Origin of the sequence: Paraburkholderia phymatum STM815, assembly GCF_000020045.1 — a bacterium.
GTDB classification, from domain to species: domain Bacteria; phylum Pseudomonadota; class Gammaproteobacteria; order Burkholderiales; family Burkholderiaceae; genus Paraburkholderia; species Paraburkholderia phymatum.
Genome location: NC_010622.1, coordinates 394032 through 411913, shown reverse-complemented (window position 1 = coordinate 411913; position 17882 = coordinate 394032). Strand labels below are relative to the sequence as shown.

Here is a 17882-nt window from a genome sequence, read left to right as displayed (position 1 = left end):
TCGTCGAGCAAGCGGCGCTGTGTGAACTGCATAGTGCCGCTTTTTTTATTTCTTCAACGCCCTGCGTCGGCAGACTCCGCATCGGTCGACGCGCCTGCCGCCACTTCGCCGATGCGCGCTTCGAGCATCGTCAGCGCGCTCGACAGGCCGGCGAGCACATGGTCGGGCAAGGCCGCCATCGTGTCGTGCAGGAACGCGTTCCGGCTCGGCAGGCTCGTTTCGATCGCCGCGCGGCCTTCCGTCGTGAGCTTCACGTTCGTGATGCGGTTGTCGCGCTCGTCCATGCTGCGCGCGATCCAGCCCATCGCTTCGAGCGACTTCAGCTGTCGCGTGAGCGCACCCGGATCGATGCGCAGACGCTCGACCAGTTTCTTCTGCGACGACTCGCCAGCCTGCTCGTAGAGCGCCAGCAGAATGCGCCAGCGCGGCATCGGGTGTCCGACGCGTCCTTCGAACGCCGACATGAACGCGCGATACGTGCGGCCAAACTGATGAAGGATAGCGACGCGGTCCTGTTCTTCCATGATCTTTCTACAATTTCCGAAGCGCTAAAACGACCGTCAGTCTACATGGACGACCGGCTCGACCTGCTTGCGCAGCTTGACGGGCGGTACGCGCCGGCTCTGCCAGATTGCAAGGATCGACACCAGCGCACCAAGCGCCAGGCCCATATGGATCGCGCCAACCAGCGATTCGCGCGCCGACTCCAGCAGCAGCGCGCCGTTGTGTCCGGCCCGCGCCATCTCGCCTAAAAGCGTCTGCTGGGCATCGCGATTCACGAGAATCTGCGGATCGCCCAGATCGGCGAACCACTTGTACGCATGGTCGCCATCGAGCGCGCTGCGCACGCCGCTCGCGTACATATGCGTGACGAGCGTGCCCGTCAACGCCGTGCCGATCATCCCGCCGATCATGCGCAGCGACTGCAGCAGCGCCGTCGCGATGCCGAGATGCTCGCGGCCCGCCGTCTGCTGCGCGAACACGGTGAGATTCGGCAGCACGAAACCGAGGCCGAGGCCGCCGAGCGTCATGAACAGCATCAGCAGCCAGTGCGGCATCGAACGCGTCGCGATCACCACGCCGAGCGACGCCGCCGCAAACAGCGCGAAACCGACGAACAGCATCACGTTCGGATTCGGAATGCGCGACACGATGCGCCCGTTCGCGATGCTGCCGATCGTGATGAAGACGACGAGCGGCGTGATCACGAGCCCAGCCTCGTTCGGCATCATGCCGAATCCGCCCTGAAACAGCAGCGGCGCATAGAACAGCAGCGAGAACATTGCGAAGCCGCCGAGCACGGCCAGCATGAACAGCGCAGACAGGCTCCCGTTGCGGAACATGTCGACGGGAAGAATGGCTTGCGGGAAGCGCTTCTCCCATTGCCACAGCGCGATCGCGCTCGCGACGCTCAGGACCAGCAAGCCGGCCGCCGACGCCGTCACGCCGTGCTTCGGCAGCAGTTCGACGAACACCTGCAAGCTGCCTAGCGACAGCGCGATTAGCAACGCGCCGGGCCAGTCGAGCCGCATCTTGCCTTCATGAACGACGTGCCGAAGGTGCGGCAGATATCGCCAGACAAAAAACAGCGACAGCAGGCCGACGGGCAGATTTACATAGAACACCGAGCGCCAGCCGTAATATTGGGTGAGAAAACCGCCGAGTGACGGTCCCACCGCGTTGGCAATGCCGAACGCCGTGCTCATCAACACCTGCCAGCGCAGGCGCACCACGGAATCGGGAAACAGATCGGGAATGCAGGCGAACGCGGTGCCGACCAGCATGCCGCCGCCGATGCCCTGCAAGCCGCGCGCGATCACCAGAAACAGCATGTTGTTGGCCGCACCGCAGAGCACGGACGCCGCCGTGAACACGACGATCGACGCGATCACAAATGGCTTGCGCCCGTAGTAGTCGCCGAGGCGCCCGAAAATCGGCACGGTGATCACGGAAGTCAGCAAATACGACGTCGCGACCCATGCGTACAGCTCGAAACCCTTGAGATCCGCGACGATAGTCGGCAGCGCAGTGCCGACGACTGTCTGGTCGAGCGCGACCAGCATCGAGACGAACGAGACGCCGAGCATCGCCAGCAGCGACTCCCGGAAAGGTAAAACTTGCCCACTCGAATGGTGGGCGGCGGTATGCACGGCCATTTTTTGATAGAACAACTGTTGACGCGTCAACGATACGGAATCATACCATGCGGGATGGCTCTAAATGCGCATGCATTCGAACGCAGCTGATGCGCCGGACGCGCTCAATCATGCAATCTGTCGAACTCAGGGAGACTCATGGAACCAGCCACGCTCGCCGCCTTGCCGCTTTCCGCCGACGATCTCGAGGCGCTGCGTCGCGCCAGATACAAACTCGAAAGCCCTGCGCTGGCGATGAAACTCGCGAGCATCGTCGGCTCGCCAATGGAAAAACTGATCTCGCGCATGCCGGCTCTCGCCAGCGACAAGGTCAACGACGCGACGCAGCTCGCGCTGCGAAAATGCCTGCAGATCGCGCTGCGCACGCTCGGGCGCCCGATGGGTGGCGCTTCCCTCGGCGTCAATGACCGGCCGAGCAATCTGCTGCACAAATTCGCCGTCGCGACGACGGGCGCCGCGGGGGGCGCGTTCGGGCTGCTCGCGCTGCCCGTCGAATTGCCCGTCACGACGACGCTGATGTTCCGCTCGATCTGCGATATCGCGCGTAGCGAGGGCGAGAACCTGACGTCCGTCGACATCCAACTGCAATGTCTGACGGTGCTCGGCATGGGCGGCACATCGAAAGCCGACGACGATGCCGACTATGGCTACTTCATCATGCGCGGCGCACTGGCGCAGGCCGTGTCGAAGGCGTCATCCGAAATTGCGACGAAGGGCTTCTCGACACACGGCTCCGCAGCGTTGCTGCGACTGTTGAACACGATCGCGTCGCGCTTTTCGGTGCAGGTGAGCGAACAGATCGCCGCGAAGTCGATACCCGCTATCGGCGCAGTGCTGGGCGCGATGGTCAACACCGTGTTCATCGATCACTTCCAGCAGGTCGCACACGGGCATTTCACTGTGAGACGGCTCGAACGCCAGTACGGCACAGATGTCGTGCAGGCCGCGTATCAGGCGATCGAGGTTTCGCTCGACGGCTGAACGTTGCGCGACTCGTCCGTCACGCGCACGACGAAACGCGCGGCGAGGTCGAGCGCGCGGCCCGCCTCGGGAATGAACGGCACCCAGAGCTGCCACACGTGCGGCATATTGGGCCAGATCTCGAAGTCGATTTCGACGCCGGCCGCCCGCGCCTTGTCGGCGACCCGACGTGAGTCGTCGAGCAGGACTTCCGTGCTGCTCACCTGCATGAAGAGCGGCGGCAGGCCTTTCAGGTCCGCGTAGAGCGGCGAAGCGTACGGATGCGTCGCGGGCGTGCCGCCAAGATAAAGATGCGCGGCGCGCGCGATGGACGGACCGTGGAACATCGGATCGGCACCGTCGTTGGTTTGCAGCGACGCGCCCGTCGCCGCGAGATCGGTCCACGGCGAAAACAGGATCGCGCCAGCCGGCATCGGCTCGCCTGCGTCGCGCAATGCGACGAGCGTCGCGAGCGCCAGGCCGCCGCCCGCCGAATCACCCGCGATCACAATCGACTCTGCCTTCGACCCTTCTTCCATCAACCGGCGATACGCGGCAAGCGCGTCATCGAGCGCGGCGGGGAACGGCTGTTCGGGAGCAAGGCGGTAATCGAGCGAAAAGACGCGCGCCCCACTGCGCGCGGCAAGGCCGAACGACGCCGCGCGATGCGTCTGCGGCGAGCAGAAGTAGTAGCCGCCGCCATGCAAGTAGAGAATCGTGGCTTTGTGCACGCCATCGACGCGGGTCAGCCATTCGCCGCGCAGCGGCGCATCATGTGCGCCATATCGTTCGTGCAAGGTCCAGCCCGACGGCACGCGCGGCGTGTAGGCGCGCTTCGCGGTCATCCTCCGTGCGCGCCGCGCGTCGATGATCGGGTGCCGCGTCTGCGGATGAAACTGGCGGCGCAGGAACCAGCACGCAAGAGCGCTTTGCCAACTCATCGCAGCATTCTCCATCGACGGTCAAGCGCTCATGGTACGCGGATTTGGCCCGGACGAGTCCGCGGCGGCTTCTACTGAACGCGCGCATGACTGGTCTTCGTTCGAATCGCAAATGGCCGGAACCGCTGTTGGCGGTTCCGGCCATTATGTTGCCCTGCCTGATTCGTCTAATTTGCCGGCAGCACCTGACCGCGGATCTCGCCGGACGGGTTTTGCGCAGTGTGAATGTTGAAGTACCACTGGCCCGCCATCAGGTCCGTAACCTGTTGCTCCGTGAGTGTCGCCGAACCCTTCATCGGGCTCGCCAGCGCATTCTTCTCGATAGGGACCTGTACCTTCGCGTTCTGGCCGACGGGCGCCGGACCGTGGAAGTGCGCCATCGTCACCGGGCCCGACAGACCGTCGTAAGTGGTCGTCCACTTGAGTGTCCGGGTCGACGTATCGAAGGTGGCCTCCAATGCGCCATGTCCGTGACTCACGCGCGGAGGCACTTCGCTCGACGGCTCAAGGTCCGCCTTCAGCTCCACCGTATCCGCGAGCGCAACACCCGACGCCAGCGCGCATATCACTGCCACCATGCTCAGCTTTCGAATCGCAATCATTGTTCTCTCCGAGTCTTTGTGCGCCGCGCCGGCATCGCTTCATGTGCAAAGACCGAACCGTGCCAACTCATGCGCCAGCACATACTAGTGCAATTCGAAGTACGGCGCGCGAGGCACGCGCACTCACGCCAAGCCTTGCGAAGCGGGCGCAGAACGCGAAGCAGTCGGAACGCAGCGCGGAACCAGCACGCTCAGGGCAGTAACGCCGCCTGCTCTTCGATACCGTCGAGCATCGTGTTGCACTGGCGGACAAGCGCGATGCCCTCGCTGCGCAATGTCTCGGACGGTGGGTTCGTCAGCTGGCGCCGGTAGTGTTCGAGCGCACCGAGCAACGGCGGATACCGCAACACGCCCACTGCGCCCGAGACGCGATGAAGCCATTCTCTCAATGCGGCGACGTCGGGCTCGTTCAAAAGGGGCGGCAATGCACGCAGGTCGTCGCGCACTGCCGACACGAACGCATCGAGCAACGACTTGACCGTCGATTCGCTGCCCCAGATCTGCGTCAACTGATTGAGATCGACAGGAACGAACGCGATGTTGTCGGCGTCATCTGGCTCGGTGTCGCGCGCGACAAAAGACGTCGTCGTTTCGGTTTCCGCGGCAGGCCGCGCATTGTCGGCGCCGAACCATCGGCTGAGATACTCGCGCAAGGTGGCGAGGCGCGTCGGTTTGACGAGACAGTCGTCCATGCCGGCTTCGCGGCACGCATTCAGATCTTCGGGCGCGGTGTTCGCGGTGATGCCGAGTATCGGCAGACGCCCGCCCGTCAGCCGCTCTTTCTCGCGAACCGACTGCGCCAGTTCGTAGCCCGACATTCGCGGCATGTGGCAGTCGGTGATCAAGAAACCGTACGGTGTCGCGTCGAGCGCTTCGAGCGCCTCGGCGCCGTCGTTGACGACGTCGCACGCAAAACCGAGCAGCGCCAGTTGATGACGGATCAGTTCCTGATTGACAGGATGATCTTCGGCCACAAGCACGAGCCGCCCGCATGCAACCGCGCGTTCACGGTCGGGCGGTGTCGTGACGGCGTCCGCCGCGCCTGACTGACGCGCGGGCGTCGGTGAAAGGCCCGTCAGTGCAGCGGCGCACGCCGCGCTCAAACCGCGCCATGAAATCGGGTTGATGCTGACGCGCACGGCGTTATCGACGATCCGGTAGCCGGTCGGTTTGGGCTTCTCGGTGAGGCTGATGAGTTTAGCTCTGGATTGCGCGACCTCAGCGGGCAGATCGACGCCGTCGCCGACAAAAATAAGATCCATGCCTTCTAGCGATTTCGGATCCGGCCAGCCGGCAGCATGGGCACAACGCAGTTCGAGACCCAGTGCCGCACCGAAGTGAACGAGCGCCGTCGCGACGGGCGCGTCGGATGTGAGAACGATCCCGCGCTTGCCGCGCAACCCGCCAGCGCTGTAGTGCTGCGTGTCGACCGGCATCAGCAGACGCAATGTCATGCGCGTGCCTTCGCCCGGCGTGCTGTACAGCGACAGCGTGCCGCCCATCAGCGCGACCAGCTTGCGGCAGATCGTCAGCCCAAGACCCGTGCCGCCGAAGCGCCGCGTGGTCGACGACTCCGCCTGCACGAAAGGCTCGAAGAGCCGCGCCTGAACATCCGGCGCGATGCCGATGCCTGTATCGTCGACGGTGATCTCGACTGTTTGCCCCGACGCATTCTGCTCGGCCACCTGCACCTGAACATCGACCTCGCCCTGCGGGGTGAACTTGATCGCGTTGCCGAGCAGATTGAACAGGATTTGCCGCAAGCGCACGCTGTCGCCGCGTAGCGTCGCCGCAACCTGCGGGTCGACGTCGACGCGCACTTTCAAGCCTTTCTCATGTGCACGCCCCGCCAACAGGCCGACCGCCGTATCGACGAGATCGCGCAGGTCGATGGGCTCGGATTCGATCGTCAATCGTCCCGCCTCGATCTTCGAATAGTCGAGCAGGTCGTCGAGAATCTGCAGCAATGCGCCCGCCGATTCATGAATCATGCCGAGCATCTCGCCCTGGTCCGCATCGAGCCGCGTACGCTCGAGCACCTCGACGAGCCCGAGCACACCGTTCATCGGCGTGCGAATCTCGTGGCTCATCATTGCGAGGAAGTCGTCCTTTGCGCGCGACGCGGCTTCGGCCAGATCGCGCGCATGCGCCAGTTCGTCGGCGCGCAGCCGTTCGATGCTCGCGTCGACCCAGTAGCCGCTCCACACCGTCGCGCCGCTCGGCTCACGGCGCGGCGCAAGTTCGGCACGAACCCAGCGCTGCTCGGCGGGACAGTTGATGCGAAACTCGAGGTGCAGCGGCTCGGACAACTCCGCGGAGCGCCCGAGCGCTGCCACGACGCCCGGTCGGTCGTCCGCGAAAATTGTGCCGAAGTCGAGCGCAGCGCTGCGCATCAGCGCAGCGCTGTCATAGCCCAGCAGATGTTCGGTATCCCCGCCGACATAGAGGAACGAGTACGCGCCATCAAGCCCGCGGCGCAACTGAAAGACCACGGCCGGCAGAGAACTGGTGACGTCGACGAGACGCCGCTGGGTCTCGCTCGCGAGCATTTCGGCGCGGCGGATGTCGGTGATATCGACGAGGGTACCGAGCAAGCATAAGGGCGCGCCGTCTGCGTCATCGCACACGCATACGCAGAACAGGCCATGCCGGCTGTCGCCGTCGCAGTCTTCGAACGCCAGCTCGATCTGCGTGGCCGAGCCGCTTTGCAGCGCACTGCGCGACAACTGTTCGAGCCGCAGGCTGTTTTCCTCGCCCCACGCGTGAACGTCGGCACTCGTGCGGCCGATCACCCGTTCACGCCGAAGTCCTGTCGCTTCCTCGTAGGCGCGGTTGACGGCGATGTAGCGCCCTTGCAGATCTTTGGCGACGAGCGGATACGGAACCATCTCCATCATCGTCTGCTGGAAGTTCAGCTGCGACTCGAGCTCGCGCTCGGTGCGCTCGCGCCGGGCCACTTCTCGCTGCAGCAACACGTAGGCCCGCAAGGTCAACAGCAGGATTACGGCGATACCGATCAGCACGGGCAGCAAGCGCAGCGCCGTCACACTCCAACCGCCTCGGCGTCGGCCTTCGCCCGTCACCCATTTCTGATGGATGCGCTGGTGCTCGGATGCCGGCATCGCCAGCAGCGCACGGTCAATCAGCCCCGCCAGCGGCGCAAGGTCGGCGCGAACCGCGAAGCCGACGGGATCCGCTTCGCGCACCGTGCCGACGATCTTGAGCACGCCCGCGTATTGCCCGGTCAGCGCGGCGTCGACTTCCGCGACATTGCCGACCAGCGCATCCGCGCCGCCCGCCGCCAGGAGCTTCAACGCGGCGTCCAGACCCGGTGCGACGGTCACATGCGTTGCCGCGACACCGTACGCCTGGAAAGGCACCGCCCCCTTGCTATGGACAGACACCATGACGCGGCGCGCCGCGAAATCGTTCAGGCTGCGTGCGGCCGGTTCGCCCTCGCGCGCCACAATAACGAGCGGGTAGGTTTCGTATGCGTGCGTGAAGGTCGCGCGATCCAGCCGGGGATCGTTGCGGTTGGCAGTCGCGAGCAGCGCGACGTCGCCGCGGTTGAAAGCCGCAAGCGTTGCCGTCCAGTCCTTTGCCGGCTCGCGATGAAACGTCAGGCCAAGCGTCCGGCCCAGATAGTCGAGATAGTCGGCGGCGATGCCTGACGGCCGACCCAGCTCATCGAGCGCGCTGAATGGCGCCCAGTCGCTGTCGAAGCCGACGGACAAGGGCGGCAGCGTTCGAAGCCACGCCTGCTCTTCGCGGCTCAGCACGAGATTCGACGTAGCCGATGCGGGCCACGCCTCGAAACTGCCGCCGAGCCAGCGCGCCCGGATCGCGGCTTCATCTTCCGGTTGAAGCGCGGCGAGGCCGCGCTCCAGCTTGTCGCGCAACTCGCTTTTCGCCACTGGCACGGCAAAGCGCATTTCGCTCACCTGCCCCGTCTCCTCGAACGCGACGACCAGACCGCCGAACTCAGGATCCGCCAGATAGTGGCGCACGGCTGGGGTAAAGCCGAAGTACACGTCGTCGCGGCCTTGCCGGATCGCACGCATGGCGGAGAGCGTGTCGGCGAAAGCATCAAAGTGAGCATGCGGAAACCGCTCGCGCAGCACGGCGCCAAGTGCGAACCCGCGCTCGACGGCAACGCGCGCGTCTTGTACCTGTGACTGGCGTGACAGCGAGATTGCCTTGCTCGCGAGCGTGACGGCAGAAGTCGATCCGCGAAAATAGGGAGCCGAAAACGACAGGCAACGCTCACGCTCGGGCGTGCGAGCGATACTCATCACAAGGTCAACGCGATTCGCGCAGGCCGCTGCGAGCAATTGCTCCATGTCGGGATAGGTCCTGGTCGTGATTTCGACGTCCGGCCCGACGATCGCACGCAGATAATCGACGCTCAGCCCGGTGTATCTGCCGTCCTGGAAGGTCTCAAAAGGCGACCAGCCGCTGGCGAGCACGCCGACCGAGAGCCTGGGAGCAAATCCGTGCGGACGCGGACCAAGCGCGGCCAGCGCCGATTGAGCGCCGAGCAACACGAACACCAGTAGGAAACCGGCTATCAAGGCCTCGCGAACGAGAACCCGGGAGGTGTGACATAGCGAATGGGCGCGAAACGGCATCCGGACGCGTAAGCAATGCATGATGGCGCTCACGCCGACTCGCCGCGACGGCCCTCGCGGCGCCCCGCGAACATATCCCGTGGCTGGCCAAAAACTCGCGAATGCAGCAAGCCGGCGAGCACACCTCCCGTGAGCGGAGCCGCCCAAAAAAGCCACAACTGGTCGAGCGCCCAGTCGCCGACGAGCAGTGCCGGGCCCGTCGAGCGGGCGGGATTCAGTGAAGCATTAGTGACGGGTGCCGCGACGACGTAGCTCAGCATCAGCCACAAACCCGTGACGAGCGGACCGATCAGGTTCGCCGAGCGGCCGCTCGACATCAGCATGCGCGCCAGTACGAATGCAAAGGACAGGGTGACTTCGACCGCCAGCGCGGAATGCAGTGAGTAGTCGGCGGGAGAATGGTCGCCAAACCCCGTCGCGCCGAACTGGCTCGATGCAAGCTCGAAGCCCGGACGGCCGCTGGCGATATAGACAAGCAGCGCAGCGCCCGCGACGGCGCCGAGCACTTGCGCGGCGATATAGGGTGCGAGGTCGCGCACGGAAAAGCGTTGCGCTGTCACAAAAGCGACGGTGACGGCGGGATTGAAGTGCGCCCCCGAAAAGCGCCCAAGCACGTAAGTCGCGGTAGCCAACGCAAAGCCGAAGGCGAGCGGCACGGCGATGATGCTATTGCCTTGCGCGCCCGTGTTAAGCGCAGCTGTGCCACACCCAATGAACACGAGCCACGCCGTCCCGGCGCCTTCCACGATCAATCGCTTTCCCAGCCCTGACATGCATCCTCCGGAAATTACCCCGCTCAGACGATCTTTTGCGACGGATCTCCAGGGTTGCGCCTGGTCACAATTGATTCGCATCGCGAATCAATGACGTGGCGCCACACTCGCAATCCGGGAGTTCAACCTACAATTATTGATCCCGCGAACAGTGCTGCGAATCAGATAACTCCGAAAATGCAATCAGGTGAGGCCGATCTGGCACGCGTAGTCGATCACGTCGGCTTCCGTTTCCAGTCCAAGCTTGCGCATTGCGTTGCGCTTCTGCGTGCTGATCGTCTTGGCGCTGCGGTTGAGCCGGACAGCAATCTGGCTGATCGTCATCCCACTCACGTACATCGTGAAGACTTTCCATTCGCCGGCGCTCATTACGCCTGCGCGAGGTTGCGGCGCTTCCGCCTTTGCGATTGCGGCGCATGCGTGATCGGACAGATAGCCTTGACCCGTCAGGCCAGCGTCGATCGCGTGTATCAACGACGCGGTCATGTCGCGCTTGTCGACGATCGCGGCAACGCCATGCTGCAGCAACCCCATCAGGATGGACGGTTGATGGATCATCGTGAGCACGACGACGGGCAAATGCGGCGCCTGGTCCAACAGACGTCGCAGGAACTGAATGGCATTGCTCTCTCCGTCGATGCCCGGCATGCCGAGATCCGTCACGACGACGTCGCACGCGCAGGAGTCGAGCAATTCGGCGAGAGCCTGCGTGCTGTCCGCTTCGCCGGCCACCGCGACATGGCCAATCTGCCCCAGCAATGACCTGACGCCCGCGCGCACGCATGCGTGATCGTCGGCGACGATGACGCGAATCTTGTCTTCCATCTTGTTCTGTTCTTGTTCTTGAACCGTCATCGCACAATGTCCCCTCGACAACGGTCAATTCTCTATGTCCGGAGTGCCGCCGCGTCAGCCTCGCCCGCCTGTCCTGCCTGCCGCTGTGGATTGCTCGTCAGTTACCAGACCATGTTCGACGGCGAACCGGAACAGATCGGCATCGCTTTGCAGGGACAACTTGCGCATCGCAGTGCACTTCTGCGCGCTGATCGTCTTGACGCTGCGGCCGAGCCTCATTGCTATTTCGGTCACACCGCGCCCTGTCGCATAGTGCGTCAGCACTTCGAGTTCGCGCCGCGACAGGACCTGTCTGACATAGTCGATCCGGCGCGAGAGGGTGGCGTCGGCGAGCAATGCGCGAATGGCGGGGCCGACATAGCATTCGCGCGCCAGCGCAGTGATGATCGCCACGTGAATGAGGTCGATTCGGTCACGTTTGCTCACGACGGCGCCCACGCCGAGCGCAATCACCTTTTGCAACGCATCGGCCGAAGTCTCCATGGTCAGCACCACGACGACGACGTCAGGGTGGCGTTCCTTGAACTGCCGTACCATCTCGACACCGTCGCCATGCAAACCGCCGGGCATGTATAGATCCATCACGACGAGTTCGCATTTGACACGCTGCGCCTCAGCGAACAGCTCAGATGAATCCGTTGCCTTGCCGACGATTTCAATGTTGGGAAAGCCCGACATCAGATTCTCCATCGCCAGCAAGACGAGCGGGTGGTCGTCGGCGATGATGGTGCGAATTGGCAGTGTCCCGTCCTTCCTGATATTCACGCGTGGTCTCTCCCTGTACCCTGCAACTTGGTATAAATCCGGCGATCCGTTAGCCGGCGAGAATCAGACATCCACCCTCCCGCAGACATCAGATGGTTCCGAATTTGATTAGCGATCCAAAATGAATTCCGATGCAAGACCATATGCGCGCACGAAAGCAAAAAGCCCGGGGTCATTGCTGACGCCCAGTTTCGCCATTGCGTCGCGCTTTTGCCGGCTAACCGTCCGGACGTCCCGCCCCAGATCGCGGGCGATTTCGGATATGGACTTGCCCCGCACGAACATGCGGATCACCTCTGACTGGCGCGGGGAAAGATGGCGCATTGGCGACATGCCGAGCGGCTCGCCGCTCGCCTCAGCGAGTGTCTGAAGTATCGACCGGCTGACGTAGGAACGTCCTGCACCCGCCGCGCGTATTGCAGCGGCCAGTTCATCCATCGATTCACTCTTGTTGAGCATGCCGATCACGCCGTCGGACATGATGGAGCGGAGAATGGCCGCGTTGGTCAGACTGGTCAGCACGACGATGTGGACCTCCGGCCAGCCGCTTCGAATGCGCCGGATCAGCCGCAGCCCGTCGTCGGCGTCGCCCGATGCATCCGGCATGGTCAGATCCGTGACCAGTACGTCGCATGACGCCTTTTCCATTAACTGAACGAGCGACGAAGGGCTCGTCGCCTCGCCTACGATTGTGAATCCGCCGTGCGCGATCAGCGTGGCCCGGATACCGAGCAGGACAAACGGGTGATCGTCTGCAAGCATGATTCGAAGATTCACAGTTGCCGCCTGGTTATTGGTTTGTGTTGTCGACGCCGAAACGCCCATTTCGACACAACGTCAAAACGAGCCCGCTTTAATACAGCGCTCGCGACATATAACGAATCGTGTTCCGACAAACCAAATCAAAACATTTTCAGCAAAACCGGAATATCAGAGAGTTCCGAATCAATGACCGATTCAATGATAATTTTGAATATTTGTCGAAATATTACCCATTTTGAACAACTCCATTGACACAGCGTTTATCCATTTCCTCAAACAATTTCCGAAATTTCAAAGCGCCTGTTAGGAAGCGTTGGCGGGATTGGCTCAAGCACGGGGAAGTACAGAGCTTGGCAGCACAATCGTCGCAAACCATCGGCAATGTGTGTTGGACTCGACTTAGGAACCGGAGGTATTACGGATTTTCAGTCGATCAATATACTCTCGAAGGAAGAACTAACTCATAAAAAGAAATCACGCGACGTCACATTTAAAATAAATCTGACTTCCCGGACAGAGAAATCAGACAGCACACATCAAATCTGCATCACAGACAACTTTCGATTTCCTTCAAAAAAAATGAGCATAAAAACAGGAAAAGGCGTTCGACATCTATCGAACGCCTCAAAAATGAGTGCTTCGAGTTCGCGCTGGTTCGCTTATACCCGGATGCGTGGCACATAGCGCGGCGCGCGTAGCGGGCGCGGGAAAATGGGCAACGCAAGCAGCGCGCAAAGACTCGCAACCGCCCATACCACCGGCCACGAAGTTGCCGTCAGCAACGGGGGAATGGCGAGCGGCGTGACGAACAGCGTCATGAAGGCGCATGTGTTGCCCATTGCGAGCGCGGTGCCCGCGCGGCGCGTGCCCGCGAGCGTCGCGAGTTCGGTGTAGGCAACGCCATGCCACGCGGAAGCACTGACGCCGCCAAGCACCACCATCGCTGCGAGCACGGCCGTGATGAGGCCTTGCGCGCCGCCCGCGCCCGCTGCGACCAGGGCGAGCGCCGCGAACAGAAGCGCCGTCAGCACACTGCACGCTCGCATGTATTGGCGCCGGTTGCCGCGTCGGTCTGTCCAGTGCCCGCTCCAGACGCGTGCGACGGCCGCCCCCGCTTGCACCGCCGCCATCGTCGCACTGACCCCGCCCACGCCGATACCCAATGCGACACGCCACACGCCGATATCGCGCAGCGGCGGGACGAGCCCAGCCGACACGCCCGGCTTCCCGCCACCGGCCTGCGCACCTTGCCCAGCGACCACGGCCGGGACTCCCCTGGCAGCCGATTCAGGCGGCTCGTGCAGCCAGCGCCATGCGAACCATGCCGTCATCGTGCACAGCGCAGCAAGCGTCCCGTAGACGGCCACGAAGCCGAAGTGCGCGGCCAGCGACGGCAACGTCAGCGCGCCGAGTCCACCGCCCGCAGGCACGGCCGTCTGCCGGATGCTCATCGCGAGGCCCCGTTCGGCTTCGCGAAACCACGCCATCACGGCACGCCCGCTCGAGCCGTTCACACTTCCGCCCAGCAGCCCGACTGCCAGCAGTCCAAGGGCTAGCGGTACGATGCCGGGCGCAGCGCCGCCGCGCGGGACGACGAAGCCCGCCATCGCGGCCAGCGCGGCCGCCGTCGCCAGCAAGCCGAGCAGCAGCACGCGCCGGTCGCCCCAGCGGTCCGTAAGCAGTCCCCACGGCAGTTCGCTGGCGGCGATGCCGAGCCCGAGCATGCCGAGCACGAGACCCAGTCCGCGGTTGTCGATGTGATAGCCGTTGCGAAGAAAGATGGCCGTCGTCGGAATACCCGAAAACGCGGCCGCGAAGCTCGCGTTTGCGGCGAATCCCACGCCCAGTACCTTCCAGCGGTGATTCACGCCCCGTCTGCCCGATGTTTCGAATGCTTGCAGTTCCTGTCCCACGATGCCTCCGTATAACTCGCTTGACGGCTATCGTAGGGTTGCGCGATCAATCGGAAAAGTGGGAAAATAAGATCTCATCCATCGGAGAATCCGAAGCATGAACCCGCGTGTGTTCGACCTCGCGCAACTGCGCACCTTCGTCGCCGTCGCGGAAGCGGGTAGTGTGTCGGCGGGCGCCGAGCGGGTGTTCCTGTCGCAGTCGTCGGCGAGCGAACAATTGAAGAAGCTAGAAGAACGCGCCGGCCAGCCGCTCTTCCTGCGCGGCAAGCTGGGCGTCACCGCGACGCCTGCGGGCGCGAAGCTGCTGGATCACGCGCGCCGTATTCTGGCGATGAGCGAAGCGGCGTTCGAAGACCTGCAAGGCCGCGCGCTCGACGGTGAACTGCGTATCGCGATCACAGACTATTACCGTCCGCACGACGTCGCGCGCGTGCTGAAAACGTTCTCCGAGCAGCATCCGCGGTTGCGCCTGCATGTGACTGTGTTGCCGAGCGCAGTGATCGACAGCGGCATCGAAGACGACGGGACGTTCGATATCGGTCTGTCGCTGCGGATCGTCGCACCGGCTGCGAAGCGCGCCGCGTCGGGAAGGCCGCAGTCGGCCAGCACCGTCGTGCGACGCGAGAAGCTCGTGTGGGCCATGTCCGCCAATGCCGACCCGCGGCACATCGTTACGCCCTTTCATCTGGTGCTGTTGCCGGCGACCTGTCAGTTGCAGCGCTTCGTCGTCCGGTTGCTCGACGAGAGCAAGGTGCCCTACCTCATATCGCATTCGGCATCGGGCATGGCGGGGCTGCAACTGGCGTTGAAGGCCGGGCTCGGCATCTCATGCCTGAATGAATCGTCGATCGGTTCTGGCATGGTGCCCTGTCCGCCCGCCGTGGATCTGCCTCCATTGCCGGCCGTCGAGTTCCATCTGCTGCCGGCGCGTCCCGGCGAAAGCGACCTCGTATCCAATGCGCGCGAAACTTTCATGCGCCTGCTTGCCTGACCGCGAGGGAATCTTCCACACCACTGTGTGTCGACGTGGCAAATCACTGCGCGTGCCGTTTGGCATCCGTTGAAACGACGCCGATTGCCACCTATGATGTTTGCAATGCCAACGTCATCGTGATGTCTTAACGTATCGACGCGTTTGCCGGATCGACGGCGGGCGCGACCTGTGTACGCAGATATGTCGCACCCTCTTCTGCATGCCTGTGCCGGCTTGCATAGACTGTCGGCGTCGCGCATGTCAGAGCGCATGTCAGAGCATCAACCAATTGCATGTCCTGGGTCGCTTAGGCGGCCGCGGTAGAGAATCAAAGAGTGAAGAGCGCCGACCGACTCTTCCTCGGGGTATGACACAACGAAATTTACAAACCCTATTTCCCTACGAGGCCAGTCGTGCATCGCAGAACCATCGGCTCGTCGATCCTGTTGCTGTTATGCGCTCTTTGCGCGGTGTGGGCGAAAACATCGTTCGCCGCCTCGAACGACGCGTCCGCGCCATCGGCGATGGACGAGAAAATGCATGCGTGCACCACCTGTCACGGCGTACAGGGCCAAGGCCGCAACAACGATTATTTTCCGCGCATCGCAGGCAAGCCGGCCGAGTATCTGTTCAACCAGTTGCAGGCGTTCCGCGACGGCGGCCGCACTTATCCTCCGATGGGCTATCTGCTCGCTTTTCTGCCCGACGAATATCTGCGCAAGATCAGCCAGTATTTCGCCGACATGCAGCCGCCTTATCCGAACGCCGACACAAACCCGCTGCCGCAGGCGACGCTCGATTACGGCAAGCAGCTCGTCGTCCAAGGCGACACGAAGCGCGGCATTCCCGCCTGCGTCGCGTGTCACGGCGAGCGTCTGACGGGACAACAGCCTGGCGTCCCCGGCCTGCTCGGTCTGCATGCGAGCTATATCGCCGGGCAGATGGGCACGTGGCGTTCGGGCACGCGGCATGCCCTCGCGCCGGATTGCATGCATAGCATCGCCGTCAAACTCAACGACAAGGACATCACGGCCGTCTCGAGCTGGCTCGCGCGTCAGCCGCGTCCCGCCGATCCGCGTCCCGTGCCGCGATTGCCCGGCAAGCTGCCGCTCGCATGTGGGAGCCAACCGGAATGAAGACTCTCTTCTTTGGCGCCGTGCCGCCCGGTTTGATCTGGACCAACTCCGTGTCGATGAATGCCGTGACGCGCATGCAGCGCGCCGCGCGTGTCACGCGCCGTGTGACGTTCTCGCTGGCAGCGGGCGCCGCATTCGCCGTTGCTGCCATAACGCCGCACTCGCCGTTCATCGCCACCGCCAATGCGGCGGAAGCCGCCACACCTGCCGGCACCGACAATCGCCCCGCTCAGGTCGTGCGCGGCGAGTATCTGGCGCGCGCGGGCGATTGCGTCGCATGCCACACGGCGCCGCGCGGCAAGACCTTCGGCGGCGGGCTCGCGATGGAGACGCCGTTCGGCACGCTCTATACGCCCAACATCAGTCCCGACAGCGAGTACGGCATCGGCAAGTGGTCGGCCGACGACTTCTTCAAGATGATGCGCACGGGCAAGAGCCCCGACGGCAAGCTGATCTATCCCGCGATGCCGATCGCCCAGTACACGAAGGTAACGCGTGAGGACTCCGACGCGATCTTCGCGTATCTGAAGTCTGTGGAAGCCGTGCATCAGCCGAACAGGAAACACGACCTGCGCTTCCCGTTCAACCAGCGCGAACTGCTGATCGGCTGGCGCTCGCTGTACTTCCGCGAAGGCGAATACCAGCCGAACCCCAGCCGCTCGGTCGAATGGAATCGCGGCGCGTATCTGGTCGAAGGTCTGGGCCACTGCACGATGTGCCACACGAAGATCAACCTGCTAGGCGGCTCGTCGAAGAGCGAGCAGTTCGCGGGCGGGCTGATTCCCGTGCAGAACTGGTACGCGCCGTCGCTCACTTCCGACAAGGACGGCGGACTCGGCGACTGGAGCATCAAGGACATCGTCGATCTGCTGCAGGCGGGCATTTCGGATCGCGGCGCGGTGTACGGCCCGATGGCCGAGGTCACGTATCACAGTTTGCAATACATGACCGACGACGACGTGAAGGCGATGGCCGTCTACCTGAAGACGCTGCCCGACAACGATCCTGGCCGCAAGACGGGGCCGTCGGCGACCGTGAAGCCGGCCGTGTTCGAGGCCGGCCAACGTATCTACATGGACAAGTGCTCGATGTGTCACGGCGAACACGGCGAAGGCAAGCTGCAGCACTATCCGCCGCTGGCGCGCAACCAGTCGATCGAAATGGACTCGGCGGTCAACCCGATCCGCATCGTCCTCAACGGCGGCTTTCCGCCCGGCACGCGACGCAATCCCGAACCCTATGGCATGCCGCCGTTCGCGCAGGAACTGAACGACGCCGACGCAGCCGCCGTCGTCACGTATATCCGCACCGCGTGGGGCAATCACGGCCAGCCCGTGACGGCGAAGCAGATCAACGAATTGCGCAAGGCGCCGCAGCGCTAGCCCTTATCACTCGCATTACTCTGTCTTCGGAGACGT

The 17882-nt window shown here is 63.3% G+C and carries 14 protein-coding genes; 4 read left to right on the top strand and 10 right to left on the bottom strand.

Annotated features, from left to right (window positions below; genetic code table 11):
• Positions 1-53: 53 nt before the first annotated feature.
• Together BPHY_RS01805 and BPHY_RS01800 are read right to left on the bottom strand one after the other, a co-directional pair.
• Positions 54-524 (bottom strand): MarR family winged helix-turn-helix transcriptional regulator, encoded by a 471-nt coding sequence (locus BPHY_RS01805; protein ID WP_012399782.1) that lies wholly within the window; start codon positions 522-524, stop codon positions 54-56.
• A gap of 36 nt (positions 525-560) precedes the next feature.
• Complete coding sequence (locus BPHY_RS01800) at positions 561-2156, bottom strand: MFS transporter (protein ID WP_041763232.1); 1596 nt, start codon at positions 2154-2156, stop codon at positions 561-563.
• Positions 2157-2294: 138 nt separating this feature from the next.
• On the opposite strand from BPHY_RS01800, the gene BPHY_RS01795 reads away from it, so the two are divergent.
• Complete coding sequence (locus BPHY_RS01795) at positions 2295-3137, top strand: EcsC family protein (RefSeq protein WP_012399780.1); 843 nt, start codon at positions 2295-2297, stop codon at positions 3135-3137.
• On the opposite strand, the gene BPHY_RS01790 is transcribed toward BPHY_RS01795, so the two are convergent.
• From BPHY_RS01790 to BPHY_RS01755, 8 genes are all read right to left on the bottom strand, one after another.
• The gene (locus BPHY_RS01790) at positions 3107-4057 is read right to left on the bottom strand and encodes an alpha/beta hydrolase (protein WP_012399779.1); all 951 of its coding nucleotides are present in this window, start codon (positions 4055-4057) and stop codon (positions 3107-3109) included. The genes BPHY_RS01795 and BPHY_RS01790 overlap by 31 nt on opposite strands.
• A gap of 167 nt (positions 4058-4224) precedes the next feature.
• On the bottom strand, positions 4225-4659 hold the full coding sequence (locus BPHY_RS01785; protein ID WP_012399778.1) for a CHRD domain-containing protein: 435 nt from the start codon (positions 4657-4659) through the stop codon (positions 4225-4227).
• 191 nt (positions 4660-4850) lie between these two features.
• The gene (locus tag BPHY_RS01780) at positions 4851-9287 is read right to left on the bottom strand and encodes an ATP-binding protein (RefSeq protein WP_157686556.1); all 4437 of its coding nucleotides are present in this window, start codon (positions 9285-9287) and stop codon (positions 4851-4853) included.
• Between the two features lie 29 nt (positions 9288-9316).
• Positions 9317-10060 (bottom strand): aquaporin, encoded by a 744-nt coding sequence (locus tag BPHY_RS01775; RefSeq protein ID WP_012399776.1) that lies wholly within the window; start codon positions 10058-10060, stop codon positions 9317-9319.
• A 183-nt stretch (positions 10061-10243) separates the two neighbouring features.
• Positions 10244-10885 carry a response regulator transcription factor gene (locus BPHY_RS01770; protein WP_041763665.1) on the bottom strand — a complete coding sequence of 214 codons (642 nt, stop codon included), beginning with the start codon at positions 10883-10885 and terminating at the stop codon, positions 10244-10246.
• A gap of 84 nt (positions 10886-10969) precedes the next feature.
• Positions 10970-11680: a response regulator transcription factor gene (locus tag BPHY_RS01765; protein ID WP_012399774.1), complete on the bottom strand. Its 711-nt coding sequence runs from the start codon at positions 11678-11680 to the stop codon at positions 10970-10972.
• Between the two features lie 108 nt (positions 11681-11788).
• Complete coding sequence (locus BPHY_RS01760) at positions 11789-12442, bottom strand: response regulator transcription factor (RefSeq protein WP_012399773.1); 654 nt, start codon at positions 12440-12442, stop codon at positions 11789-11791.
• 659 nt (positions 12443-13101) lie between these two features.
• Entirely contained in the window at positions 13102-14355 is a 1254-nt protein-coding gene (locus BPHY_RS01755) for an MFS transporter (RefSeq protein WP_012399772.1), read from the bottom strand.
• Between the two features lie 97 nt (positions 14356-14452).
• Here BPHY_RS01755 and BPHY_RS01750 point away from each other — a divergent pair, with 97 nt between their 5' ends.
• The 3 genes from BPHY_RS01750 to BPHY_RS01740 all read left to right on the top strand — a co-directional run bounded on the left by BPHY_RS01750 (position 14453) and on the right by BPHY_RS01740 (position 17846).
• Entirely contained in the window at positions 14453-15346 is an 894-nt protein-coding gene (locus BPHY_RS01750; RefSeq protein ID WP_012399771.1) for a LysR family transcriptional regulator, read from the top strand.
• Positions 15347-15741: 395 nt separating this feature from the next.
• A complete protein-coding gene (locus BPHY_RS01745) occupies positions 15742-16464 on the top strand; it encodes a c-type cytochrome (RefSeq protein ID WP_012399770.1) in 723 nt (240 codons plus the stop codon).
• On the top strand, positions 16461-17846 hold the full coding sequence (locus BPHY_RS01740) for a c-type cytochrome (protein WP_012399769.1): 1386 nt from the start codon (positions 16461-16463) through the stop codon (positions 17844-17846). Before BPHY_RS01745 ends, BPHY_RS01740 begins: the two co-directional genes overlap by 4 nt.
• Positions 17847-17882: the final 36 nt, after the last annotated feature.